This window comes from Xanthomonas graminis pv. graminis (genome assembly GCF_030168915.1).
Classification (GTDB): domain Bacteria; phylum Pseudomonadota; class Gammaproteobacteria; order Xanthomonadales; family Xanthomonadaceae; genus Xanthomonas_A; species Xanthomonas_A translucens.
The window spans coordinates 1720415-1743026 of record NZ_CP076255.1; the positions used below are offsets into that span (position 1 = coordinate 1720415).

Genomic DNA, 22612 nt, shown 5'->3' on the forward strand with positions numbered 1-22612 from the left:
CATACAGGAACTCACTCCCGGGTTATGCGGACCTGTCTGCGGTTTTGGCCACCGAATGCATCTGTCTCCATCCGCAAACAGATATCCGCACACGGTTGCTTTCCGGTGCGGCGCGGCACTGCGCGTCCGCGGCGGCTGCAGGTCTTTTCCCTCAGGAGGCGCATCGCTTCGCCGACCAGGCGATGGCATTGCGGCCGAGCGATGCGCATACGCTGGACACGCTGGGCGTGGTCTATACCCAGGTCAACGAACACGTCGCCGCGCTGGACGCGTTCACCCAGGCGGTGCAACTGGCGCCGCAGCAGGCCAGCTTCCGCTACAACCTCGGCACCTCGCTGCTGTTCTCCGGACGCCTGCAGGATGCCGAGCAGGAATACCGGGCGTGCCTGGCCCTGGAGCCGCGCTATTGGAAGGTCTACCTATCGCTGTCGCAGCTGCGCACATGGAGCGTGCAGGAGAACAACCTGGCCTCGCTGGAGCAGGCGCTGGCTTCGGCCGGCGACGCGCCGGAAGCGGTGCTGTATCTCAACCTGGCACTGGCCAAGGAGCATGAGGACCTCGGCAACTACCATGCCGCGTTCCGTGGCTATGTGCAGGGCAAGGCGGTGCAGAAGCGCGCGCGCGGCTACACGTCCGACCGCGATGCGGCGCTGTTCGAGGCATTGCAGCAGGCGTTCCGTGCCGACGCTGCGCCGACGTCCGGCTTCGACAGCCAGGAGCCGATCTTCGTGATCGGCATGCCGCGCAGCGGCACCACCCTGGTGGACCGGATCCTGTCCAGCCATCCGCAGGTGCACTCGGCCGGCGAGCTGCAGAATTTCCCGGCGCTGCTCAAGCGCCTGGTGCGCACGCCATCGCCGGCGATCCTGGACGTGGCCACCCTGACCCGGCTGCAGGGCCTGGATTGGCGCGAACTCGGCCGCGCCTACGTCGAATCCACCCGCCCCGGCACCGCCAGCAAACCGCGCTTCGTGGACAAGTTGCCGCACAACTTCCTGTACGTGGGGCACATCGCGCGCGCGTTGCCGAGCGCGCGCATCGTGTGCCTGCGGCGCGATCCGATGGACACCTGCCTGAGCAACTTCCGCCAGCTGTTCGCGCTGTCCTCGCCATACTACGACTATTCCTTCGACCTGATGGACGTCGGCCGCTACTACCTGATGTTCGAGCGTTTGCTGGCGCATTGGCGCGGGTTGTTCCCGCAGCATCTGCTGGAAATCGACTACGAAGACCTGGTGCTGGAGCAGGAGCCGACCACGCGCCGTCTGCTGGAGTTCTGCGGCTTGCCGTGGGACGAGGCCTGCCTGCGTTTCGAGCACAATCAGGCGCCGGTGGCCACCGCCAGCGTGGTGCAGGTACGCACCTCGATGACGCGCGCCTACATGGGGCGTTGGCAGCGCTACGGCGAGGATCTCGCCGAACTCAAGCGGTTGCTGCAGACGCATTCGTCCGCGATGCGCGAGCGCGACCGCCGCTGAACGGCGCGGTCGCCGCGCCGAGCACGACTACGGCGAACCGATCAAACGCCAAGGCCGCGCCATTGCGGGCGCGGCCTTGGCGCGGCTTGCCGGCGAAGCCGGCTACTTGCCGAAGCTGTAGCGCATTTCCAGGTAGTACGCGCGGCCGAACGCGTCGAAGTTGTACTCGTTGTAAGCCCAGCTCGTTCCGCCGCTGTACGAGGCGTCGATTGGCGGCATCTTGTTGAACACGTTGTTGACCATCAGCGACAGCTCCATGCCCTCGAACGCGGTGTAGGTGATGCTGGCGTTGTGGGTGATGTGCGACGGCAGCCTGCCCGCGCGCGGCGCGGCATATCGCGCTTCGTTGACAAAGGCTGCGTAGTTCGGGGTCTTGTCGAACCAATTGGCGTACCAGGTGGCCGCGACGTCGCCGATCTTCCAGGTCAGCGAGGCATCGGCCTTGCGCTTGGGATCCGTGCTCCAATAGGGATCGTTGAGCAGGTCCTCCGGCGCATCCCCGGCATAGCGCGTGTACTTGTGCCGCAGATTTTCGGCGTAGCTGACCAGTGTGCTGAGATCGCCCCAGCGGCCGAGATCGTACCCATAGCGGAACGAGGCGGTCACCGCTTCCAGCTTTTCGTTGGCGATGTTGACCTTCGGTGTATAAATGCCGCTGATCTGGCCGTCTTCATTGCGCGTGACCTGGGTTGTGGCCGCGACGCACAGCCCCGAGTTGATGTCGTCGATGCCGGCGCGGCAGCGGTAGTCCTGCAGGCTCAGTGCATCGTCACTCTGCTCGGTGACTTCGTTGTCGATATTCCAGTTCAAGTAATCGACGGTCAGCGCCATGCGCTCTACCGGCGACCATACGAAACCGGCGCTCCACACATCGGCGTTGATCGGCTTCAGGTCGAGGTTGCCGGACTGGGTGCCCCGGTACACGCGGCTGGAGTATGCGCTTGGGCAGTTATCGGTGTTGCCTGGCAGATAGCCGAGTTGGGCGCACTGGTAGTAGTCGGTCACCGTGCTGTAGAAGCCGCTGATGCCCTGGTATTGGTCGGACAGGGTCGGTGCACGGAATGCGGTGCCGTACTTGCCGCGCAGCAGCAGCGACTCGAACGGACGATACTCCAGCGCAATGCTGTAGGTCGGCTTGTCGATGGTGCGGCCGCTGGCCTTGAACGCATCGTAGCGGCCGGCCAGGGTGATGGTCAGCGGGTCGAACACCGGCATGCGCAGTTCCGAGGTCAGCGCATAGCGGTTGCGCTCGCCGCCGCCGGACACCGAGGTGAAGCCCAACACTTCGTCGTTGAGGATTTCCGGCGCAGGATCGTAGTCCCACTTTTGCTTGCCATATTCGCCGACCAATGCCAGTCCGGCATCGCCGCCGGGCAAGCCGAACAGCTTGGCGTTGGTCAGCTGCAGACGCAGCATGCCATCGGAGGTCATGCTCTTGTTGGTGGCCTGGCCGGTGAAGCTGGCGAATTCCTGCTGCGAGATCGGCCGATAGAACGCCGCGTAATCGGGGGTGTAGACCGGGTAGGCGTTGTCGATCGGATCCAGCCCGCGCTGCGGTCCGAGCACCTTGTCGATGAAGAACTGGTCGATCGGGCCCTTGAAACGGACAGGGTTGCGTTCTTGCAGCTTGTACTGGGTGTAGGTGGCGCCGGCATCGTAGTCCCAGTGGGATTGGCCGAGCACGCCCTGCGCGCCGAAGGTGACGCGCGCCGAGTCGCCCTTGTTCCGGCTCATCGTATCCTTGATGCCGTTGATGCCCATTTCCTCCGGCGCAAAGTTGCGATACAGGTTGAGCAGTTCGTTCAGGTTCGGATCGTAGTAATAGCCGAAATCCGTGTTGGTATCCCACCATATCGAATCAGCGCCGGCGTGGTATTCGACTTGGTCATGGCTGTACAGCGCATCGCCGTACAACTGCACATTGTCGTTGGCATCGAAGGTGCCGTGCACATAGGCCTGCAGCGACTTCTGGCTTCCATCCAGCGTGCGGTAGCCAGGCATGTATTTCGATCCGCAATAGTGCTGGTCGGGGGCGCTGTTGCGCTGCTGCCGCCCATTGGTGCCGCCGAACAGGCCGGAGACATTGCCGCAGTTGGCCGGATCCAGGAACCTGTAATCGCCGGACTTGCTGGACACCACGAACGTGCTGCCGGCCTCCTGCGGCGAATAGCCGTGCGTGTTGTATTGCCTGGTCAGGTCGCGCTGGTAGCCCCAGATCGGATCCTTCTCTTCGTACTGCACGCCGCCGATCACGCTGGTGCGGCCATCGGCGGAGGTCCAGCCGTCGGCGAAGGTGGCGCGGAAGTTGCTGCCGCCGCCTTCGGAGTAGCCGCCGCCGCGGATGCTGAATACCGCGCCGTCCATCTTCTTCTTGAGGATGACGTTGATCACGCCGGCGATCGCGTCCGAACCGTACAGCGAGGACTGGCCGCCGGGCAGGATTTCGATGCGGTCGACCAGGTCGATCGGAATGCCGCTGATGTTGTTGAAGGTGTCGCTGCCGTTGTACAGCGCCGGGTAGTTCGACATCGGCCGGCCGTCGATCAGGTATTTCACGTAGCCCGGTGGCAGGCCGAACAGGCTGACCGTCTGCGCGCCCTGGGTGAAGGTGCCTGAGCTTTGGCCGCCTTGCACGCCACCGGTCGCGAACGAACTCTTCTGCAGCACGTCGGCCACCGAGTTGAAGCCGCGGGCCTTGATGTCTTCGGCGGTGATGGTGGTGACTGGCGTGGCGGTCTCGATCTCGCTTTGCGGGATCAGCGAGCCGGTGACGGTGACCTTCTCCAGCTCGGTCGCCTTGGTCTGGCTGCTGTCCTGCGCGAAGGCGCTGAACGCGACCGGGACGACCATGGCGGTGACCAGCGCCGCGCTCAGGTGGCTGCGATTGAAACTACGTGCTTGACCTGCAGTCATCGTCATCTTTTTTGAATTCCCGGGAAAACAATCATGAAGAAGAGCCAATGGATCTGGTGCCGCGACGCATGCCTGCCTTAAGCGGGCGCATCCGTAAGCGGCGCAACATACAGGAACTCACTCCCGGGTTATGCGGACCTGTCTGCGGTTTTGGCCACCGAATGCATCTGTCTCCATCCGCAAACAGATATCCGCACACGGTTGCTTTCCGGTGCGGCGCGGCACTGCGCGTCCGCGGCGGCTGCAGGTCTTTTCCCTTTGAAGGAGTTCGCGTGGAGAGGCGACGCCCGGCAAGGTGGCGTCTGCGAATCAGGCGCGATGATGGTGTCGCTGGAGTGCGGGCACCGAGTCTGATGCCCGGCGCAGATGCCGGCGCCTGGCAAAAAAAAGCCCACCCTTGCGGGTGGGCTTCGGTGTGGCGTTGTGCGCGATTACTTGCCGAAGGCGTAACGCATTTCCAGGTAGTACGCACGGCCGTACACATCGAAATTGTAGTCGTTGTACGGCGCGCTCGAGCTGCCCGGGTAGGACGCGTCGAATGGCGGCATCTTGTTGAACACGTTGTTCACCATCAGCGACAGCTCCATGCCCTCGAACGCCGTGTAGGTGATGCTGGCGTTGTGGGTGATGTGCGATGGCAGCTTGCCGGCGCGTTCAGCTTTATAGCCCTTCTCGCTGATGTTCGCCGCATAGTTCGGGGTTTTGTCGAACCAGGTGGCGTACCAAGTAGTGGAGAAGTCACCGATTTCCCAGGTCAGAGAGGCGTCGGCCTTGCGTTTCGGATCCGAACTCCAATAAGGATCGTTGAGCAGATCGACCGGTTTGTCGCCGGCGTACTGGACGTACTTGTGGCGCAGATTCTCGCTGTAGCTGACGATCGTGCTCAGATCGCCCCAGCGGCCGAAGTCGTAGCCATAGCGAAATGAGGAAGTCACCGCTTCCAGTTTCTGGTTGGAGACATTGATCTTCGGCCTGTAGATGCTGACGAGTTCGCCGAACTCATCGCGCTGGACTTGCGACATCGCCTGCACGCATAGCGCGGAGTTGATGTCGTCGATGCCGGCGCGGCAACGGTAGTCCTGCAGGCTCAGGCCATCGGCGCTCTGCTGGGTCACTTCATCATTGATGTCCCAGTTGAGGTAGTCGACGGTCAGTGCCATGCGGTCGATCGGCGACCATACGAAGCCGGCGCTCCACACGTCGGCATTGATCGGCTTCAAGCCAAGATTGCCGGATTGGGTGCCGAAGTATTGTGCATTCAAATATGCCGGGGGGCAGTTGCCCGTATTGCCCGGCAGATAACCGCGTTGCGCGCACTGGTAGTAGTCGACCACCGAACTGTAAAAGCCACTCTCGCCCTGATACTGGTCCGACAAGGTCGGCGCACGGAACGCGGTGCCATATTTGCCGCGCAGCAGCAGCGACTCTATTGGGCGGTACTCTATGCCAATGCTGTAGGTCGGCTTGTCGACGGTGGTACCGCTAGCCTTGAACGCGTCGTAGCGACCGGCCAGGGTGATGGTCAGCGGTGCGAACACCGGCATGCGCAGTTCCGACGTCACCGCATAGCGATCGCGATCGCCGCCGCCGGCCACCGAGGTCAGGCCCCAGACCTCTTTGTTCAGGATTTCCGGCGCCGGATCGTAGTTCCACTTCTGCTTGCCGTATTCGCCGACTACGGCCAGGCCCGCGTCGCCCCCGGGGAGAGAAAACAGTTTGGCGTTGGTCAACTGCAGCCGCAGCATGCCGTCGGAGGTCTTGCTCTTGTTGGTAGCGTGACCAGTGAAGCTGGCGAATTCATTGGGCGTGATCGGCTGGTAGAAGGCCGCATAGTTCGGCGAATAAGCGCGGTAGCCGGAAATCGTGCCCTGCTGCGGGCCAAGCACCCTGTCGACGAAGAATTGGTCGATTGCATCCGCGAAGCGGACGAATGTCCTTTCCTGCAACTTGTACTGGGTGTAGGCCACGCCAGCGTCGTAGTCCCAGCTCGACTGGCCGAATGTGCCCTGTGCACCGAAGGTGACCCGTACCGAGTCGCTCTTGTTGAGGTCCATCGTGTCGTTGAAGCCGTTGATGCCAATTTCTTCCGGCGCGAAGAAATGCTGTAGGTTCACCAACTGGCGCAGGCCGGTATCGTAGTAATAGCCGAGGTCCGCCGAGGTGCTCCACCAAAGGAAGCTGGAGCCGGTGTGATATTTGACTTCTTCATGGCTGTACAGTACGTCGCCATATAGCTGCACGTTGTCGTTCAGGTCGAACGTGCCGTGTAAATAGCCTTGAAGAGATTTTTGACCTGAGTCCAGCGTTCGATAGCCTGGCGAGTATTGCGAGCCGCAGTAGAGGCCGTCACCGGAGCCCGGACGATTCTGCAATTCCGTCGTGCCGCCGAACAGCCCGGCAACATTCGCGCAATTGGCCGGGTCGAGGAACTTGTAGCTAGTGGTACGGCTGTTCACCAGGAAGTCGCGGCCGACCAGCTGCGCGGAATAGCCCTGCTTGTTGAACTGCTTGGTCATATCGCGGTCGTAGGCCCAGATGGGATCCTTCTCTTCGTACTGCACGCCGCCGAGCGCGGAGGTGCGGCCATCGGCGGAGGTCCAGCCGTCGGCGAAGGTGGCGCGGAAGTTGCTGCCGCCGCCTTCGGAGTAACCGCCGCCGCGGATGCTGAACACCGCGCCGTCCAATTTCTTCTTGAGGATGACGTTGATCACCCCGGCGATCGCGTCCGAGCCGTACAGCGAGGACTGGCCGCCCGGCAGGATCTCGATGCGGTCGACCAGGTCGATCGGAATGCCGCTGATGTTGTTGAAGGTGTCGCTGCCGTTGTACAGCGCGGGGTAGTTCGACATCGGCCGGCCGTCGATCAGGTACTTCACGTAACCCGGCGGCAGGCCGAACAGGCTGACCGTCTTCGCGCCCTGGGTGAAGGTGCCTGAGCTCTGGCCGCCTTGCACGCCACCGGTCGCGAACGAACTCTTCTGCAGCACGTCGGCCACCGAGTTGAAGCCGCGGGCCTTGATGTCTTCGGCGGTGATGGTGGTGACCGGCGTGGCGGTCTCGATCTCGCTCTGCGGGATCAGCGATCCGGTGACGGTGACCTTCTCCAGGTCGGTCGCCTTGGTCTGGCTGCTGTCCTGCGCGAAGGCGCTGAACGCGACCGGTACGACCATGGCAGTGATCAGCGCCGCGCTCAGGCAGCTGCGATTGAAACTACGCGTATGACGTGCGGTCATCTTTCTGTATCCCCGGAAAACCAAAAAGAGAAGGCGAGGGGCGTCGTGCCACGACATGTGCCTTGAAATTGGGATCGCATCCCTGCGAGTGGCCCAAACGTAACATGAACTTAACGCGGTTTGTACAGGTCCGTCACGTTTTGGTGCTAGCGCTTGCATCCGCGGCGATCTGGCGGCAAACGCCCGGCAAATGTAGCTGCAGGTGCCAACTGCGGCATTGCTTGCGCTGCTTTGCACCAATTTGGGGCTTGAGGGCCTCGGGCAGCTGAAGCGCCTTTGGGGGATTCCAGGACGCGTTCTCTCAAGCCTGGGAGCCCGGTATTTGCACGAACGGATGCCCTAGCCGGTCCCCGAAGATCCGCTGCCGCTCATGCACCAACGCGGTGAGGCATCTGGCCATAATGGGGAACGGGCGGCCGCGTGCATGCGCGTGCTCGCCGTGGATGGGTCCTGGATCATGGCCACGAGGCGATGGCAGCGCATGCGGCCGCCGTCGTTGCGGATCCGGCGCGCGGCGATCCGGCATTCGAATGCGCAACTGTGCGCAACTGTGCGCGACATGCGCCGCATCGCCACGGCGCACGTGCGTGGCGCCCGCCGCGTGCGGTACGCAACACGCCCGCCCTGTGTCACCCTTTGCTTCTTTTCGCCGCCTGCAGCGCTTGGCGCGCAGGCCGGCACTACCTTCGCGAGTTCCCGATGACCGACCGCCCCCGCATTCCCGCCCATGCCGTCCAGCCCAACCTCGCGCCGCTGCCGCGGATCCGCAACGTCATCGCCATCGGCTCCGGCAAGGGCGGGGTGGGCAAGTCCACCACCGCGGTGAACCTGGCGCTGGCGCTGCAGCGCCAGGGCGCGCGGGTCGGGGTGCTGGATGCCGATGTCTATGGTCCCAGCGTGCCGGCCATGCTCGGCCTGAGCGGCCGCCCGGACAGCCCCGACAACAAGTCGATCGAGCCGATGCGTGCGTTCGGCATCGAGGCGATGTCGATCGGGCTGCTGGTGGACCAGGACACGCCGATGATCTGGCGCGGGCCGATGGCCACCTCGGCGCTAACCCAGCTGTTCACCGATACGCTGTGGGACGACCTGGACTACCTGCTGATCGACCTGCCGCCCGGCACCGGCGACATCCAGCTGACCCTGGCGCAGAAGATCCCGGTGGCCGGCGCGGTGATCGTGACCACGCCGCAGGACATCGCCACGCTGGATGCGAAGAAGGCGCTGAAGATGTTCGAGAAGGTCGAGGTGCCGGTGCTGGGCATCGTCGAGAACATGGCGGTGCATACCTGTACGCAATGCGGCCATGTCGAGCACCTGTTCGGCGAAGGCGGCGGCCAGCGTATGGCGCAGCAATACGGCGTGCCGCTGCTGGGATCGCTGCCGCTGGCGATCGCGATCCGCGAGCAGGGCGACGCCGGCACCCCTATCGTCGCTGCGGCCCCCGACTCGGCCGCCGCGCAGGCCTATCTGGCCACCGCGCAGCGCCTGACCGAGGAACTGCGCAAGCGGCCGCGCGCGTCGATCCCGATTTCCGCCTCGCTGCTCTGAGCGCTGCCGCGGCCGCCGCGAACGCGCCGCGACCGGATAGAATCGGCGGTCACTGCGGCCCGCTCCGGCGTCGGCCGCGCTCCCGGCGTGCAGGTTCCGGCCTGCCGCCACAGGCATCAGGAAGACGTATGAGCATCAAGAGCGACCGCTGGATCCGCCGCATGTCCGAACAGCACGGCATGATCGCGCCCTACGAGCCGGGCCAGGTGAAGCAGGTCAACGGCGAGCGCATCGTCAGCTACGGCACCTCCAGCTACGGCTACGACGTGCGTTGCTCGCGCGAGTTCAAGGTGTTCACCAACATCAACTCGACCATCGTCGATCCCAAGCGCTTCGATCCGAAGAGCTTCGTGGACATCGAGGCCGACGAATGCATCATTCCGCCCAACAGCTTCGCCCTGGCGCGCACGGTGGAATTCTTCCGCATCCCGCGCGATACGCTGGTGGTGTGCCTGGGCAAGAGCACGTACGCGCGCTGCGGCATCATCGTCAATGTCACGCCGCTGGAGCCGGAGTGGGAAGGGCACGTCACGCTGGAATTCAGCAACACCACGCCGCTGCCGGCGCGCATCTACGCCAACGAAGGCGTGGCGCAGATGCTGTTCTTCCAGTCCGACGCCGACGATATCTGCGAGACCAGCTACAAGGATCGCGGCGGCAAGTACCAGGGCCAGACCGGCGTGACCCTGCCCAGGACCTGAGTTTTCCCATTGCACAAGGAGCGCGCAATGAACGACCGCAATCCCTATCAGGCGCCCGAAGCGCCGTTGCCGGCGGCGCCGCCGGCGCTGGATCCTGCCGAGGTGCTGGCCGGCCACGGCGAGCGCCTGGGCGCATCGCTGATCGACGGGGTGATCTCGCTGCTGATCTTCCTGCCGCTGGCCGCGCTCACCGGCTATTTCGGCAAGGTCATGGCGGCGGCGCGCGGTGGCGAGGCGATGTCGTTGCTGGCCATGGCCGGCTATGTGGCGCTGGTGTTCGTGGTGGTGCAGGGCTATCCGCTGGCCAGGACCGGGCAGACCTGGGGCAAGAAGCTGCTGTCGATCCGCATCGTCGATCTGCATGGCGAGCTGCCGCCGCTGTGGCGGCTGATCGTGCTGCGCTACCTGCCGACCCAGCTGCTGTCGCTGGTGCCGGTCGCAGGCAACGTCTACGCGCTGCTGGATGCGCTGTTCATCTTCCGCCAGGACAAGCGCTGCCTGCACGACATCCTCGCCGGCACCCAGGTGGTCAACGTCCGCCGTTGAGATGGCGTGCCGGCCGCCGCGCATCGGCGGACCGGTAACGGCGCGACCGCGCCGACCTGCGGCGCCAGGCCTGGAACCGGCCGCGAGCGCCGATCGCGGGGCGCGGACAGCCGGGAGCTGGAGATCGCCGGATCCAATCGCCAATCCCCCATCCCGGCAGCGACTACTTGCCGCGGCCGAACAGCATGCCGACGCCGACCGCGACCAGGATCGCCGGCCACCAGGTGGCGATCAGCCGGCCCAGGCTGAGATTGGTCCAGCCCAGGTTGTTGGCCAGGAACACCAGGCCGATCACGATCAGCACGATGGCGGCGATCACATTGGATTTCATGGAGGCGCGGCTTCCGTCAAAAAGGGCGCCTATCGTAGCCGTTGCCGCCACGCCGCAACACGGGTCTGCAGGACATCGGCCGGCAGCCGCTGCGGCGTGCCGCTGCCCCACACCGGCCCGGGCCAGGCCGCGTCGCCTGGGTGGCGCCCGATCAGGTGCACGTGCAATTGGCGCACGATGTTGCCCAGTGCGCCGATGTTGAGTTTGTGCACGCCCGGCTCGCCGCGCAGCAGCTGCGAGAGCTGGTTGATCTCGGCCAGCAGCAGGCGCTGCTGGGCGCCGTCCAGGTCGATCCACTCGCTGGCGTCGGCCACGCGCGGCACCAGCAGCAGCCACGGGAAGCGCGCGTCGTCCATCAGCCGCATCTGCGACAGCGGGCCGTCGGCGATGAACGCGCTATCGGCCTGCAAGCGCGGATCGAGCGTGAAGTCGGGCATCGTCGCGGCTCAGCCCAGGTGTTCGGCGAGGAAGGCGAGGCTGCGCTGGCGCGCACTGTCGGCACTGTCGGCGTCGTAGTGGTTCGGATCGACATGGCGGTCGAAGCCATGCCCGGCCGGATACACGTAGGTCTGCATCCGCGGCAGCTTCTCGCGATGCTGCTGCACCGCTTCCGGCGGAATGCTGCTGTCCCGCGCGCCGAAGTGGAACAGCACCGGCGCCTTCGGCGTCTCGTCGAGGAACTGGGTGTTGCGCCCGCCGTAGTAGCTCACCGACGGCAGGCCCAGCCGCAACGCCGCCAGCAGCGCGACGCTGCCGCCCCAGCAATAGCCGACGGTGCCGACCTTGCCGGCCGGCGCCAGCGCCTGGGCCGCGGCCTGCACGATGTCCAGCGCCTTGTCGAAGCCGAGCGCGCCGACTAGTTCCAGGCCCTTGTTCACCCCGTCCTGGTCGTAGTTCAGCTGCGCGTCCTTCTCCACCGGATCGAACAGGCCCGGCGCCAGCACTTCGTAGCCTTGCGCGGCGTAGTAGTCGGCCACCTCGCGGATGTAGGCGGTGACGCCGAAGATCTCCTGGATGAGCACCAGGCCGCCGCGCGGGGCGCCTTGCGGCACGGCATGCCAGGCTGCGACCTGGCCGTGCGCGGTATCGAGGGTAGTCCAGTGGCCCATGGTGCGTTCCTGTGGCGGGAGAGAAGCGTCGATTATCCATGCCCGGCGGGTGTGGCCCGTTAACGCGATCCAGGCAGCCGGCGATGCCCGATCGCCTGCGACCGGCTCGGGTGCGCGCGGTTGCCGGCGTTGCTCGATGGCCCGAACTTCGCCGTGTCGTCGTGCCGTGCAGGCGCTGGCGGGCGCTCACTGCGCCGCGTAGTGCACCGACACCACCACGAAGCTGTGACGGCCGCCGGGCAGTTGCGCCTCGATCTCGTCGTCGATGCGCTTCTTCAACAGCGCCCGCGCCAGCGGCGAGTCGATGCTGATCCAGCCGCGGCCGGCATCGGTTTCGTCCGGGCCGACGATGCGGTAGCGCAGCAGTTCGCCGCTGTCGGCATCTTCCAGCTCGACCACGGCGCCGAAGAACACCGCCTGCGGATCGGACGGCGCGGTGTCCACCACGCGCAGCGCTTCCAGGCGCTTGCTCAGGTAGCGCACGCGGCGGTCGATCTCGCCCAGCTGTTTCTTGCGGTAGGTGTACTCGGCGTTTTCCGAACGGTCGCCCTCGGCCGCGGCCGCGGCCAGCGCCTTGACCACCTCCGGCCTGCGCACGCGCCACAGGTCCTCCAGTTCGGCCTTGAGCCGGGCGTGGCCTTCGGCGGTGATCAGGGCGGTGCTCTTTTCGGCAGGGGGGCGCCAGCGGCTCATCGATTCGCACTGCGGTGGAGCGGGGTGGCGATGCTAGCGCGTGCGCCCGGCTTGCGCACCCGCGGGCGATGGCCGAAGCTGGCGCGGCCATCCACAAGGACGTTGTTCGATGCTGATCCTGCCATTGCACAAGCCGCTGTCGCGGGAGAATTTTCCGCTGGTCACGCTGCTGCTGGTGCTGCTCAACGCGGCGATCTACTTCGGCTGGCAGCGCCAGGACGCGGTGCCGCTGCAGCAGGCGCAGCGCTATTACCTCGATTCCGGACTCGGCGCCCACGAAGCGCCGGCCTACACGCACTACCTGCGGCGTAGCGGGCGCGAAGATGCGCTCGCCCAGTTCGAGCGCGTGCCGGCTGCGCGGCAGGCGGCGTTCGTCGGTGGCGCCAGCCTCAACGACGTGCGCTTCGTGCAGGCGCTGCGCAGCGGCGAGGCGTTCGAGGACCCGGCCGCGCAGCAGGCCTGGGCGCCACTACGCGTCCGCTACGACGCGTTGCTGGACCGGGTGTTCACCTTGCGCCATCTGCAGCGCAGTTCCGAATGGTCGCCGGCGCGGATGCTGTCCTCGGCGTTCCTGCATGCCGATGGGTTGCATTTGTTCGGCAACATGCTGTTCCTGGTCGTGCTCGGCACCTTGCTGGAAGGGGCGATCGGGCGCTGGCGGTTCCTGCTGGTCTACCTGCTGGGCGCGTTCGGGGCGAGCGCGGTCAGCCTGGCCTGGCGCTGGGGCCAGGCCGGCGGCGGGCTCGGCGCGTCCGGCGCCATCGCCGCGCTGATGGGGGCGTTCTGCGTGGTCTGGGGGCGGCGGCCGGTGCGCTTCTTCTACTGGTTCGCGGTGGTGTTCGACTACGTGCGCGGTCCGGCGATCGCCCTGCTGCCGCTTTGGCTGGGCTGGGAGCTGTACAACTTGCTGGTCAATGGCGATGCCGGGATCGGCTTCGATGCGCACGCCGGCGGCCTGGTCGTCGGCGCGCTGCTCGGCGCGGCGCTGGTGGCGATGCGGCAGACCCGCGAGGCGTTCATGCGCGACGAGGCGGTCGCCGCCGCGGACGACCGTTGGGAGCGCGCGCAACGGCATCTGGGGCGGCTGGAGAACCGCGAGGCTGCGTTCCTGCTCGACGAACTCGCCGCCGAGCAGCCACGCCGCTTCGACGTGGCGCAGGCGCGCTACCGGGTGGCGCGCAATGCCGGCGATGCGCGTGCCGCGCAGGCGCGCGCGATCGAACTGCTGCGCCTGCCGGCGACCACGGCGCAGGAGGCGCAAGCGCAGGCGGCGTTGCTCGGCGACTGCACTGCCGGTGCCATCGCCGTGGATGCGGCGACGCGTGCGCTGCTGTTCGATCGCTGGCTGGCGCTGGGCCGGTTGCACTATGCCGAAGCGCTGCTGGCGCAGGATGCCGCGGCGGTGCCGCGCGCCGAACAGGCGCAGCACTGGTTCCGGCTCGCGCTGGGCCATGGCGAACGGCAGGCCGCTGACGAATGGCGCCGCGTGCTGCTCGCGGTGATCGAGCGCTACCCGGATCTGCCGCAGGCGGACAAGGCGCGGTTCCTGCTCGCCAACGCGTGAGTGCCTATGGCGGCGGCATGGCCGCCCGGTCGCGCGGCGGGGCTAGGCCGGCGCGATGGTCAGCGCCTTCAGCGCCACCTGCAGCTTGCCGCGTTGCGCCTCGTCCTCGCAGCGGGCGAGCGCGTCCTGCAGCAGCGTGCGCGCCTGCGCGTCGTCGCCGCAACGTTCGGCCAGCAACAGCGCCGCGCCCAGCGACCAGGCGCTAAATTCCGGTGCCTTGGGCCAGGCGCGCCGCGCGGCGAGCAGGCCATCGAGCGCGAGCTTGAACTGCCCGGCCAGCTGCGCGCGCTCGGCCAGTAGCGAGGCCTGTTCCGGCAGCAGTGGGGCGAAGTCGGGATCGGCATCCAGGGCTTCGCGCAGCAGCGCCAATGCGCGCCGTTCCTGCTTTTCCTGCAGCAGGCGGTTGATGTACTGGCGGCTGTGCTCGCGCAGGTCGTCGGCGCGACCCCCGCTGCGCAGCAGGCGCTGGTATAGCTCGTGCACCGCCAGGCTCACCGCGCGCGAACGCACTTCGCCGCGCAGCAGCTGCAGCGCCTCGACGGCATGGCCGTCGCGCACGAACTGCTCGGCCTCGTCGAGCACGCGTTGGTCCGGATCGTGGCGAGCATGCGTCGCGTCGTCGGCGGCGGCCGGTTCGTAGCCGAGCACCTCGTGGTACTGGTAGACCAGATAGCCCAGCAGGTGGAAGGCGGCGAACAGGCCCCAGATCGTCACCACGCCGACCGCCAGATCGCTGGCCAACGGCGGCAGGTACTGCTGCAACCAGTTGGCCGCGGTCAGCGCGCTGGCCTGGATCACGAACAGCAGGCCGAACGCGGCCAGGTACGGCCAGCCGATGCGCAGCGCCAAGCCGATCGACACGGCCGGGTTCAGCGCGCGGCGCAAGCTGCCGTCGATGGCCAGCGAGATCAGGAAACCGGGCTGCAGCAGCACCACCGCCAGCAGCGTCAACATGCCGGCGATCGGGCCGGCGAGCAGCGCCGCCGCGACCACCACCGCGCCGAGCACGATCATCAGCGCCAGCAGCCGCAGCACCACCCCGTCGCCGATGTCGAAGCCGCGCTCGGGCGCCTCCATGTAGCCGTCGGCGGTATGCCGCAGGATCTCGAAGGCGTATTTGTAGATCGCCAGCGCGGTGACCATGCCGAGGATCCAGCCGATGCCCGGCAACATCCCCAGCAGGCGGCACAGGGTCAGTGCGATCAGCGCGAACAGCGCGCCGCCGCGCAGCGGATACAGCGCGATGACGCGGGTGCGCGTCCAGAACGGTGCGGGTGTACTGCGGCACGCGCGGCTTGCGCCGGCGCGATGACGGTCTTCCATGACGCCCCCTGCGTTCGATGTGCGCCGATTGTGCGACGCGCCGGGCGCGCATGCAATCGGGCGCGCGGGCATGCCGATTGCGCCGCTGCCGGCGGGGGAGCGATGCAGTGCCGGTCGCTGCCGTACCCTGTTCGCTGGCGCTGCGCTGCGGCCGATAGAATGGCCGTCGGTGCAGGCCTGGTCGCGGCAGCTTCGGTGCACTCCGCGCGCAGGCGGCGGCGCCGCCATTCGATCACAGGGAGTTTCCGCTTGAATCCATTTCCTGCAGGCAATCCGCGCGTGCGTATCCGCGACATCGCCGTGCTGTCGGACAACTGGTACGTGCTGCGCAAGGTCAGCTTCGATTTCCAGCGCAACGACGGCAGTTGGCAGACGCTGTCGCGCGAGGCCTACGACCGCGGCAACGGCGCCACCATCCTGCTCTACAGCCGCGCCAAGCAGACGTTGCTGCTGACCCGCCAGTTCCGGTTGCCGACGCTGCTCAACGGCAATCCCGACGGCATGCTGATCGAGGCCTGCGCCGGGCTGCTGGACCAGCACGATGCGCAGACCTGCATCCGCAAGGAGACCGAAGAGGAGACCGGCTACCGGATCGAGAACGTGCGCAAGGTGTTCGAGGCGTTCATGAGCCCGGGCTCGGTGACCGAACGGCTGTATTTTTTCGTCGGCGAGTATTTCGATCGAGACAAGGTCGGCGCGGGCGGCGGGGTCGCGGCCGAGGGCGAAGAGATCGAGGTGCTGGAACTGTCGCTCGACGCGGCGCTGGCGATGATCGAATCCGGCGGCATCGCCGACGGCAAGACCATCATGCTGCTGCAGTACGCCAAGCTGCATGGGGTGCTGGGGTAGCGGGTTTTTCTATCGGCTTTTTAAACATTTTGGGAGCGACTTCGGCTGGCTTCGGGCCATCGGTCGCGACGGGCGTCATCGGTGAAGCCCGTCGCGGCTGAAGCCGCTCCTACAGGTGCTGTGTCGGGATCTGAAATGACCACCGGCCTTGCCATCGGCCACGCTCAGCGCTTGCCGCCGAAGATGCTGCCGAAGATGCCGCGCACGATCTGCTGGCCGATGCGGTTGCCAACGCTGTGCGAGGTCTGCTTGGCCATCGCCTCGAGCATGCCCTGGCGGCGCTTGGTGCCGAACACCGCGTCCTTGACCGCCTGGCCGAAGCCGCTGTCCTGCGCGTCGTCCTGCTCGCGGGTGCGCGCCGCCGGTGCCGCAGTCTTCTCGGCCACCTGCTCGACCCGCCGTGCCAGCATTTCCGCCGCCGAGTCGCGGTTGATCGCGGTGTCGTAGCGGGTGCCGACCACGCTGGCGGCGCGTACCTGCGCGCGCTCGGCGTCGGAGATCGCGCCCATCCGGCAGCGTGGCGGCGCGATCAGGGTCTGCTGCACCGGCATCGGCACGCCCTGGTCCTGCAGCGTGGAGACCAGGGCCTCGCCGGTGCCGAGCTGGGAAATGGCCTTGGCCACGTCCAGCTTGGGATTGGCGACGAAGGTCTCGGCGGCGGTGCGCACCGCCTTCTGGTCGCGCGGGGTGTAGGCGCGCAGCGCGTGCTGCACGCGGTTGCCGAGCTGGCCGAGGATGTTGTCCGGCACGTCGTCGGGGAACTGCGAGCAGAAGTACACGCCCACGCCCTTGGAGCGGATCAGCCGCACCACCTGCTCGATGCGCTGCACCAGCGCCGGCGGCGCGTCGTCGAACAGCAGGTGCGCCTCGTCGAACACGAACACCAGCTTGGGCTTGTCCAGGTCGCCCACTTCCGGCAGCCGCTCGAACAGTTCCGACAGCAGCCACAGCAGGAAGGTCGAGTACAGGCGCGGCTTGAGCACCAATTGCGCGGCTGCGAGGATGCCGATCACGCCGCGGCCGTCGTTATCGACCCGCATCAGTTCGGCCAGGTCCAGCGCCGGCTCGCCGAAGAAGCCTTCGCCGCCGTCCTGCGCCAGGCGCAGCAGCGCGCGCTGGATCGCCGCCACCGACGGCGCGCTGACCAGGCCGTATTCGGTGGAGATGTCCTTGCGCTGCTCCACCACCAGCGCCAGCAGCGCGCGCAGGTCGTCCAGGTCGAGCAGCAGCAGGCCGCGGTCGTCGGCCAGCTTGAACACGATGTCGAGCACGCCGGCCTGGGTGTCGTTGAGTTCCAGGATCCGCGCCAGCAGGGTCGGCCCCATCTCGCTGACGGTGGTGCGCACCGGGTGGCCGCGCTGCCCGTACAGGTCCCAGAACACCACCGGGTTGGCGGCCGGGGCGTAGTCGGCCACGCCGATCTCCTTGGCGCGCTGCAGCACGTTCTGGCTGCCGTCGCCGGCCACCGCCAGCCCGGCCACGTCGCCCTTCACGTCGGCCATGAACACCGGCACGCCGATCCGCGAGAAGCCCTCGGCCAGGGTCATCAGGGTCACGGTCTTGCCGGTGCCGGTGGCGCCGGCGACCAGGCCGTGGCGATTGCCCAGGCGCGGCTGCAGCAGCACCGCGATGTCGTCGGTCAGGCCTTTGCCCAGCAGGATCGGGTCCATGAACAACTCCGCGGTGAGGTGGGCGGATTCTAGGCGTTCGCGCCGGCGCCCGCTCGCTATGAGCAGGGTTTGCCCGGCTGCAGCGATGAACGAACGCCCGGCTGGCGGGGTGCCGGTCCTTGCCCGACCTTGCCGCGATGTGACAGCGGCGGCTACCCTGCGGCCTTTCCGTCGTTGCGTCCCATCATGCCCCTTTCGTTCCGTATCACCCATGGATGGCCCGCCGTGGCTGCCTTGGCGCTGGCTTGCGCCGCGCCGTCTGCCCACGCCGAACGCGTCTCCGCGCGCGACAAGGCCGCCATCGCGGTCCTCGACCAGCGCCTGGCGGCGGCCGAGAAGCGCTACAACGACGCGATGGTGCTGGTCGGCAACAGCGACCCCAAGGGCACCCAGGAAAGCGACGCGGCGCTGGAGGACATCGAGGACGTGGTCGACGCCTGCATCAAGCAGCGCGGCTGCGAGGTCGGCACCTACCTGGGCGCGTACAAGCGCCTGCTCAAGGCCAAGGCCGACGCGCAGGGCGCGGCGACCGATGCCGATGCGACCGACGACGACGCCGCGCCGCTGCAGGCCGATCCGGACCACATCCGTCCGCTGGCCGCCAATGTGCCGGAAGCGGCGCGCGCGGCCAGCCTGCTCAACGACCAGCGGCATGCCTTCGACGCGATGGTCGAATACAACCCGGCGGTGCAGGCCGGCATCCGCCGCTGGCTCACCGACATGCGCCCGTCGCTGATGAACAGCTACGAGAACTACCAGAACCTGCGTGCGATCATGTGGCCGGAATGGGAAAAGCGCGGGCTGCCGGAGGCGCTGCTGTTCGGCATCGTCGCCAAGGAATCCAATGGTCGCGTGCACGCCAATTCGCGGGTCGGCGCCGCCGGGCTGATGCAGTTCATGCCGGCCACCGGGCGCCGCTTCGGGCTTGGCCCGGACGGCACCGGCTTCGATACCCGCTACGACGCGCGCAGCGCCGCCGAGGCCAGCGCGGTGTACATCAACGAGCGCATGGCCGAACTCAACCGCAGCATCGAGCTGTCGCTGGCCGGCTACAACGGCGGCGAGGGCCGCGCCGCGCGCGTGTACAACCAGATGCAGGGGCGCAGCTTCTGGGACGCCTCGGTGTACAACCAGTTCCCGGCCGAGACCAAGGACTACGTGCCGATGGTGATCGCCGCGGCGTGGATCTTCCTGCACCCGCAGCAGTACGGCGTGGCGTTCCCCAAGATCAACGCGCAGCCGGCGACGCTGCGCCTGGCCAAGTCCACCACGATCTACGAGCTGACCATCTGCCTGGGCAGCGACGCTACCCGCGACGGCTACATGCGCGCGCTGCGCAACCTCAACCCGCGCTACGAACCCGATGGCTGGATCCCGGCCGGGGTCAGCATCAATGCCACCACCAAGATCGTCGGCCTGTACAACCGCTATTGCGTCAGCGGCCCGCGCGCCGACCTGGCGCGGGCGCTGATCACCGCCGACGTCAATGCCGCGATCCGCAGCAACACGCCAGTGGTGACCGATCCCACCGGCAACGTGGCGGTGGGCGACGTGACCCCGGTGGCCGGCGTGCCGACCACCATCGCCACCGGACGCCCGGCGCCGGTCAAGCCCAAGCCCAGGCAGGTGCGCAGCTACCGCGTGGCCAAGGGCGACACGCTGGGCCGCATCGCCGACCGCTACAGCTGCGACATCAAGCAGTTGGCCAAGGCCAACGGCCTGCGCGCGCCCGGTTATGCGTTGAAGCCGGGCCAGTCGCTGAAGATGGCCGGCTGCGACAAGTAGGCGATTGCGCGGCAAGCGATGCGCGGCATCGACGCGGGCGTGGTCCGCGTTCTGCCTGCGGGCAAGGCGTCGGGACGGAAGTCCCTCCCGCAAGGGGCAGCCGAAGTTTTTGCAGGAGGGGTTGAAGCCCCTCCTACAGGAAGCGCGGGGCCGGTCGAAGCGCGCTGCGGTTCCTTACGCGCGTCAGCCTTGCAGCCGCCTGGCGAGCGCCTGGCCGAGCCGCACCGGCGTTTCCGCCGCCAGCGTCGGGTCGAGTGTCGCCACGCCCGGCGGCAGTAGTACGATCACGGTGGAGCCGTAGTTGAAGCGGGCCGCGCCGCAGTGGATGCGGTGCGCCCGTCAGGTTGGCGCGCCGCCGCGCGTCAGCGATCCAACCGCCGTGCCAGGGCTTGGCCGAGCCGCACCGGCGTTTCCGCCGCCAGCGTCGGGTCGAGTGTCGCCACGCCCGGCGGCAGCAGTACGATCACGGTCGAACCGTAATTGAAACGCGCCATCTCCGCGAACCGCTGCAGCACGATGCCCTTGCCGCGCCAGTCCTTGCGGGTGATGCGGTCGCCGTAGCACGGGATTTCCACGCCGCTCCACACCGTTTCCACGCCGCTGACCAGCAGCGCGCCGACCATCACCGAGGCCATCGGGCCGAAGTCCGTATCGAAATGGCAGACCAGCCGCTCGTTGCGCGCGAACAGCCGCGGCACGTGGCGCACCGCGTCCGGGCCGACGCTGAACAGGCGTCCCGGCACGTGCACGGTCTCGCGCAGGGTGCCGCTCCAGGGCATGTGCACGCGGTGGTAGTCGCGCGGGGACAGGTACACGGTGGCGTACAGGCCGTTGGCGAACGGCGCGGCCGCGCCGTCGTCGCCGAGCAGCTCGGCGGTGGTGAACGACTGGCCCTTGGCCTGGAAGATGCGCCCGTCCTGGATCGGGCCGAGCTGGCTGATGCGCCCGTCGGCCGGCATCAGCAGCGCCTGCGGGTCGGGATCGGCGACGCGCGCGCCGGGCCGCAGCGCGCGGGTGAAGAAGGCATTGAAGGTCGGGTAGGCGCGCGGGTCGGGTTCGGCGGCCTCGCCCAGGTCCACCCCGAAGCGGCGCACCACGCTGTCGATCAGCCATTGCTTCAGCCCCGGCCGCGGCGAGTAGGCCAGGCGCCGGGCCAGCGAGGACAGCAGCCGGTGCGGCAGCACGTAGGTCAGCGTGGTCAGCAGGCTCATGGCGCGGTCGCCTTGGTCAGCGCCTGCAGGTCGGCGGCGATCGCCGCCGGCTCGAACGGCGGCCGGATCAGCCCGGCCTGGCGGCCCTGCGGGTCGAGCACGGCGATCGCGGCGGAGTGATCCATGCTGTAGTCGTTGGGATTTTCCTGGAAATGCTTGCCGGGCACCTTCTGGAACACGAAGCCCAGCGCGGTGGCGAAGCGTTCCAGCTCCGGCACGTCGGCGGTGGCGGCCAGGGTGTCCTTGTGGAAGCCGTGCGCGTAGGCGCCCAGCCGCGCCGGGGTGTCGCGCTCCGGATCGACCGAGACGAACAGCACCCGCGGGCGCAGCGTGTCCGGGATCGATTGCCACTGCTGCTGCGCGCGGGCCAGGTCGGCCAGGGTGGTCGGGCACACGTCCGGGCAGGCGGTGAAGCCCAGGAACACCAGCGTCCAGTGGCCCTTCAGCTCGCCGGGCGCCAGCGGTGTGCCGTCGGACTGGCGCAGGTGGAAGTCGGGCAGGGCGCGCGGCTGCGGGTACAGGCGCACGCTGCGGGTCTCGGGCCACGCCGAAGCGCTGCCGCCGAAGTACTTCTGGGCCAGCAGCAGGCCCAGGCCGGCGGCCAGGGCGACCACCAGGACAATGCCGAAGTTGCGGTTGAACATACTGATTTCCCTTGCAACGAACGCTCATGATAGCGGCCGGGCCTCTATAATCGGGGGCCGAATTGCCTTGCCTGTTGCCATGACTGCCGACGCGGCCGCCGAACTCCACACGATCATCGACCTGATCCGCTACGGCACCAGCCGTTTCAATGCGGCCGAACTGAGCTTCGGCCACAGCTACGACAACGCCCTGGACGAGGCCACGCAACTGGTGCTGCACGCGCTGCACCTGCCGCACGACCTGGGTCCGGCCTACGGCGGGGCGCGCGTGACCACGCCGGAAAAGGCGCAGGTGCTGGCGCTGTTCGAGCGCCGCATCGCCGAGCGCATCCCCGCCGCCTACCTGACCGGCGAGGCCTGGTTCGCCGGGCTCAGCTTCAAGAGCGATGCGCGCGCGCTGGTGCCGCGCTCGCCGATCGCCGAGCTGATCGAGGCCGGCTTCGAGCCGTGGCTGGCCGGGCGCGAGGTCAGCCGCGCGCTGGACCTGTGCACCGGCTCGGGCTGCATCGCCATCGCGATGGGCCACCACAACCCGAACTGGCAGGTGGACGCGGTCGACATCAGCGACGACGCGCTGGCCCTGGCCGCCGAAAACAAGGCGCGGCTGCTGGCCGACAACGTCGAGCTGGTCAAGTCCGACCTGTTCGCCGGGCTGGGCGGGCGCCGCTACGAGCTGATCGTGACCAATCCGCCGTACGTCACCCACGCCGAGACCGACGCGCTGCCGCCCGAATACGCGCACGAGCCGGAACTGGGCCTGCGCGCCGGCGACGATGGCCTGGACCTGGCGCTGAAGATCCTGCGCGACGCGCCGGCGCACCTCAGCGAGGACGGCCTGCTGATCTGCGAAGTCGGCGAATCCGAGCGCGCGCTGGTGCAGCTGCTGCCGCAAGTGGAGTTCGCCTGGGTCGAGTTCAAGGTCGGGCAGATGGGCATCTTCGCGGTGGAGGCCAGCGAGCTGGTCGCGCACCACGCGCGCATCGCCGATCTGGCGGCGAGCCGGTGAGCGGG

Annotated in this window: 18 protein-coding genes; 8 read left to right on the forward strand and 10 right to left on the reverse strand. The window is 67.3% G+C overall.

Annotated features, from left to right (window positions below):
• The first annotated feature begins 182 nt into the window (after positions 1-182).
• Positions 183-1478 carry a sulfotransferase gene (locus KHF85_RS07460; protein WP_284569087.1) on the forward strand — a complete coding sequence of 432 codons (1296 nt, stop codon included), beginning with the start codon at positions 183-185 and terminating at the stop codon, positions 1476-1478.
• A 102-nt stretch (positions 1479-1580) separates the two neighbouring features.
• Here KHF85_RS07460 and KHF85_RS07465 read toward each other — a convergent pair whose 3' ends face one another.
• Positions 1581-4328 (reverse strand): TonB-dependent receptor plug domain-containing protein, encoded by a 2748-nt coding sequence (locus KHF85_RS07465; RefSeq protein WP_284569500.1) that lies wholly within the window; start codon positions 4326-4328, stop codon positions 1581-1583.
• 494 nt (positions 4329-4822) lie between these two features.
• Positions 4823-7561: a TonB-dependent receptor plug domain-containing protein gene (locus KHF85_RS07470; protein WP_284569501.1), complete on the reverse strand. Its 2739-nt coding sequence runs from the start codon at positions 7559-7561 to the stop codon at positions 4823-4825.
• A 762-nt stretch (positions 7562-8323) separates the two neighbouring features.
• Here KHF85_RS07470 and apbC point away from each other — a divergent pair.
• The 3 genes from apbC (at position 8324) to KHF85_RS07485 (ending at position 10422) form a co-directional block, all read left to right on the forward strand.
• On the forward strand, positions 8324-9175 hold the full coding sequence (gene apbC, locus KHF85_RS07475) for an iron-sulfur cluster carrier protein ApbC (RefSeq protein WP_053840129.1): 852 nt from the start codon (positions 8324-8326) through the stop codon (positions 9173-9175).
• Positions 9176-9303: 128 nt separating this feature from the next.
• Complete coding sequence (gene dcd / locus KHF85_RS07480) at positions 9304-9876, forward strand: dCTP deaminase (protein ID WP_053836876.1); 573 nt, start codon at positions 9304-9306, stop codon at positions 9874-9876.
• Positions 9877-9903: 27 nt separating this feature from the next.
• Complete coding sequence (locus tag KHF85_RS07485) at positions 9904-10422, forward strand: RDD family protein (RefSeq protein ID WP_284569088.1); 519 nt, start codon at positions 9904-9906, stop codon at positions 10420-10422.
• Between the two features lie 163 nt (positions 10423-10585).
• Here KHF85_RS07485 and KHF85_RS07490 read toward each other — a convergent pair whose 3' ends face one another.
• The 4 genes from KHF85_RS07490 to greB all read right to left on the reverse strand — a co-directional run bounded on the left by KHF85_RS07490 (position 10586) and on the right by greB (position 12555).
• Complete coding sequence (locus KHF85_RS07490) at positions 10586-10753, reverse strand: LiaI-LiaF-like domain-containing protein (RefSeq protein WP_003467495.1); 168 nt, start codon at positions 10751-10753, stop codon at positions 10586-10588.
• Positions 10754-10782: 29 nt separating this feature from the next.
• On the reverse strand, positions 10783-11190 hold the full coding sequence (locus KHF85_RS07495; protein WP_284569089.1) for an HIT domain-containing protein: 408 nt from the start codon (positions 11188-11190) through the stop codon (positions 10783-10785).
• 9 nt (positions 11191-11199) lie between these two features.
• Positions 11200-11862: a dienelactone hydrolase family protein gene (locus KHF85_RS07500; RefSeq protein ID WP_284569090.1), complete on the reverse strand. Its 663-nt coding sequence runs from the start codon at positions 11860-11862 to the stop codon at positions 11200-11202.
• A 186-nt stretch (positions 11863-12048) separates the two neighbouring features.
• Positions 12049-12555 (reverse strand): transcription elongation factor GreB, encoded by a 507-nt coding sequence (gene greB / locus KHF85_RS07505; RefSeq protein ID WP_053836878.1) that lies wholly within the window; start codon positions 12553-12555, stop codon positions 12049-12051.
• 109 nt (positions 12556-12664) lie between these two features.
• Here greB and KHF85_RS07510 point away from each other — a divergent pair, with 109 nt between their 5' ends.
• Positions 12665-14119 carry a rhomboid family intramembrane serine protease gene (locus KHF85_RS07510; RefSeq protein WP_284569091.1) on the forward strand — a complete coding sequence of 485 codons (1455 nt, stop codon included), beginning with the start codon at positions 12665-12667 and terminating at the stop codon, positions 14117-14119.
• A gap of 42 nt (positions 14120-14161) precedes the next feature.
• Here KHF85_RS07510 and KHF85_RS07515 read toward each other — a convergent pair whose 3' ends face one another.
• Positions 14162-15442, reverse strand: a complete 1281-nt coding sequence (locus KHF85_RS07515) for a tetratricopeptide repeat protein (RefSeq protein WP_284569092.1) — start codon at positions 15440-15442, stop codon at positions 14162-14164.
• Between the two features lie 249 nt (positions 15443-15691).
• Here KHF85_RS07515 and KHF85_RS07520 point away from each other — a divergent pair, with 249 nt between their 5' ends.
• Complete coding sequence (locus KHF85_RS07520) at positions 15692-16291, forward strand: NUDIX domain-containing protein (RefSeq protein ID WP_284569093.1); 600 nt, start codon at positions 15692-15694, stop codon at positions 16289-16291.
• Positions 16292-16455: 164 nt separating this feature from the next.
• Here KHF85_RS07520 and KHF85_RS07525 read toward each other — a convergent pair whose 3' ends face one another.
• Entirely contained in the window at positions 16456-17961 is a 1506-nt protein-coding gene (locus KHF85_RS07525) for a helicase HerA-like domain-containing protein (protein ID WP_284569094.1), read from the reverse strand.
• Positions 17962-18147: 186 nt separating this feature from the next.
• Between KHF85_RS07525 and KHF85_RS07530 the strand changes: the two genes are divergently transcribed.
• On the forward strand, positions 18148-19746 hold the full coding sequence (locus tag KHF85_RS07530) for a transglycosylase SLT domain-containing protein (RefSeq protein WP_284569095.1): 1599 nt from the start codon (positions 18148-18150) through the stop codon (positions 19744-19746).
• 362 nt (positions 19747-20108) lie between these two features.
• On the opposite strand, the gene asd is transcribed toward KHF85_RS07530, so the two are convergent.
• Positions 20109-20957 carry an archaetidylserine decarboxylase gene (gene asd, locus KHF85_RS07540; protein WP_284569096.1) on the reverse strand — a complete coding sequence of 283 codons (849 nt, stop codon included), beginning with the start codon at positions 20955-20957 and terminating at the stop codon, positions 20109-20111.
• Positions 20954-21601, reverse strand: coding sequence for an SCO family protein (locus KHF85_RS07545; RefSeq protein ID WP_284569097.1), 648 nt, complete (start codon positions 21599-21601; stop codon positions 20954-20956). The genes asd and KHF85_RS07545 overlap by 4 nt, the downstream gene beginning before the upstream one ends.
• A gap of 79 nt (positions 21602-21680) precedes the next feature.
• Between KHF85_RS07545 and prmB the strand changes: the two genes are divergently transcribed.
• A complete protein-coding gene (prmB, locus tag KHF85_RS07550) occupies positions 21681-22607 on the forward strand; it encodes a 50S ribosomal protein L3 N(5)-glutamine methyltransferase (protein ID WP_284569098.1) in 927 nt (308 codons plus the stop codon).
• Positions 22608-22612: the final 5 nt, after the last annotated feature.

What these genes read in the sequence shown, in the direction of transcription:
- greB (WP_053836878.1), bottom strand. Translation starts at nt 12,555, where the DNA reads ATGAGCCGCTGGCGCCCCCCTGCCGAAAAGAGCACCGCCCTGATCACC.
- KHF85_RS07510 (WP_284569091.1), top strand. Translation starts at nt 12,665, where the DNA reads ATGCTGATCCTGCCATTGCACAAGCCGCTGTCGCGGGAGAATTTTCCG.
- KHF85_RS07485 (WP_284569088.1), top strand. Translation starts at nt 9,904, where the DNA reads ATGAACGACCGCAATCCCTATCAGGCGCCCGAAGCGCCGTTGCCGGCG.
- prmB (WP_284569098.1), top strand. Translation starts at nt 21,681, where the DNA reads ATGACTGCCGACGCGGCCGCCGAACTCCACACGATCATCGACCTGATC.
- KHF85_RS07490 (WP_003467495.1), bottom strand. Translation starts at nt 10,753, where the DNA reads ATGAAATCCAATGTGATCGCCGCCATCGTGCTGATCGTGATCGGCCTG.
- KHF85_RS07515 (WP_284569092.1), bottom strand. Translation starts at nt 15,442, where the DNA reads ATGGAAGACCGTCATCGCGCCGGCGCAAGCCGCGCGTGCCGCAGTACA.
- KHF85_RS07545 (WP_284569097.1), bottom strand. Translation starts at nt 21,601, where the DNA reads ATGTTCAACCGCAACTTCGGCATTGTCCTGGTGGTCGCCCTGGCCGCC.
- KHF85_RS07500 (WP_284569090.1), bottom strand. Translation starts at nt 11,862, where the DNA reads ATGGGCCACTGGACTACCCTCGATACCGCGCACGGCCAGGTCGCAGCC.
- asd (WP_284569096.1), bottom strand. Translation starts at nt 20,957, where the DNA reads ATGAGCCTGCTGACCACGCTGACCTACGTGCTGCCGCACCGGCTGCTG.
- dcd (WP_053836876.1), top strand. Translation starts at nt 9,304, where the DNA reads ATGAGCATCAAGAGCGACCGCTGGATCCGCCGCATGTCCGAACAGCAC.
- KHF85_RS07495 (WP_284569089.1), bottom strand. Translation starts at nt 11,190, where the DNA reads ATGCCCGACTTCACGCTCGATCCGCGCTTGCAGGCCGATAGCGCGTTC.
- KHF85_RS07465 (WP_284569500.1), bottom strand. Translation starts at nt 4,328, where the DNA reads ATGGTCGTCCCGGTCGCGTTCAGCGCCTTCGCGCAGGACAGCAGCCAG.
- apbC (WP_053840129.1), top strand. Translation starts at nt 8,324, where the DNA reads ATGACCGACCGCCCCCGCATTCCCGCCCATGCCGTCCAGCCCAACCTC.
- KHF85_RS07530 (WP_284569095.1), top strand. Translation starts at nt 18,148, where the DNA reads ATGCCCCTTTCGTTCCGTATCACCCATGGATGGCCCGCCGTGGCTGCC.
- KHF85_RS07525 (WP_284569094.1), bottom strand. Translation starts at nt 17,961, where the DNA reads ATGGACCCGATCCTGCTGGGCAAAGGCCTGACCGACGACATCGCGGTG.
- KHF85_RS07460 (WP_284569087.1), top strand. Translation starts at nt 183, where the DNA reads ATGGCATTGCGGCCGAGCGATGCGCATACGCTGGACACGCTGGGCGTG.
- KHF85_RS07470 (WP_284569501.1), bottom strand. Translation starts at nt 7,561, where the DNA reads ATGGTCGTACCGGTCGCGTTCAGCGCCTTCGCGCAGGACAGCAGCCAG.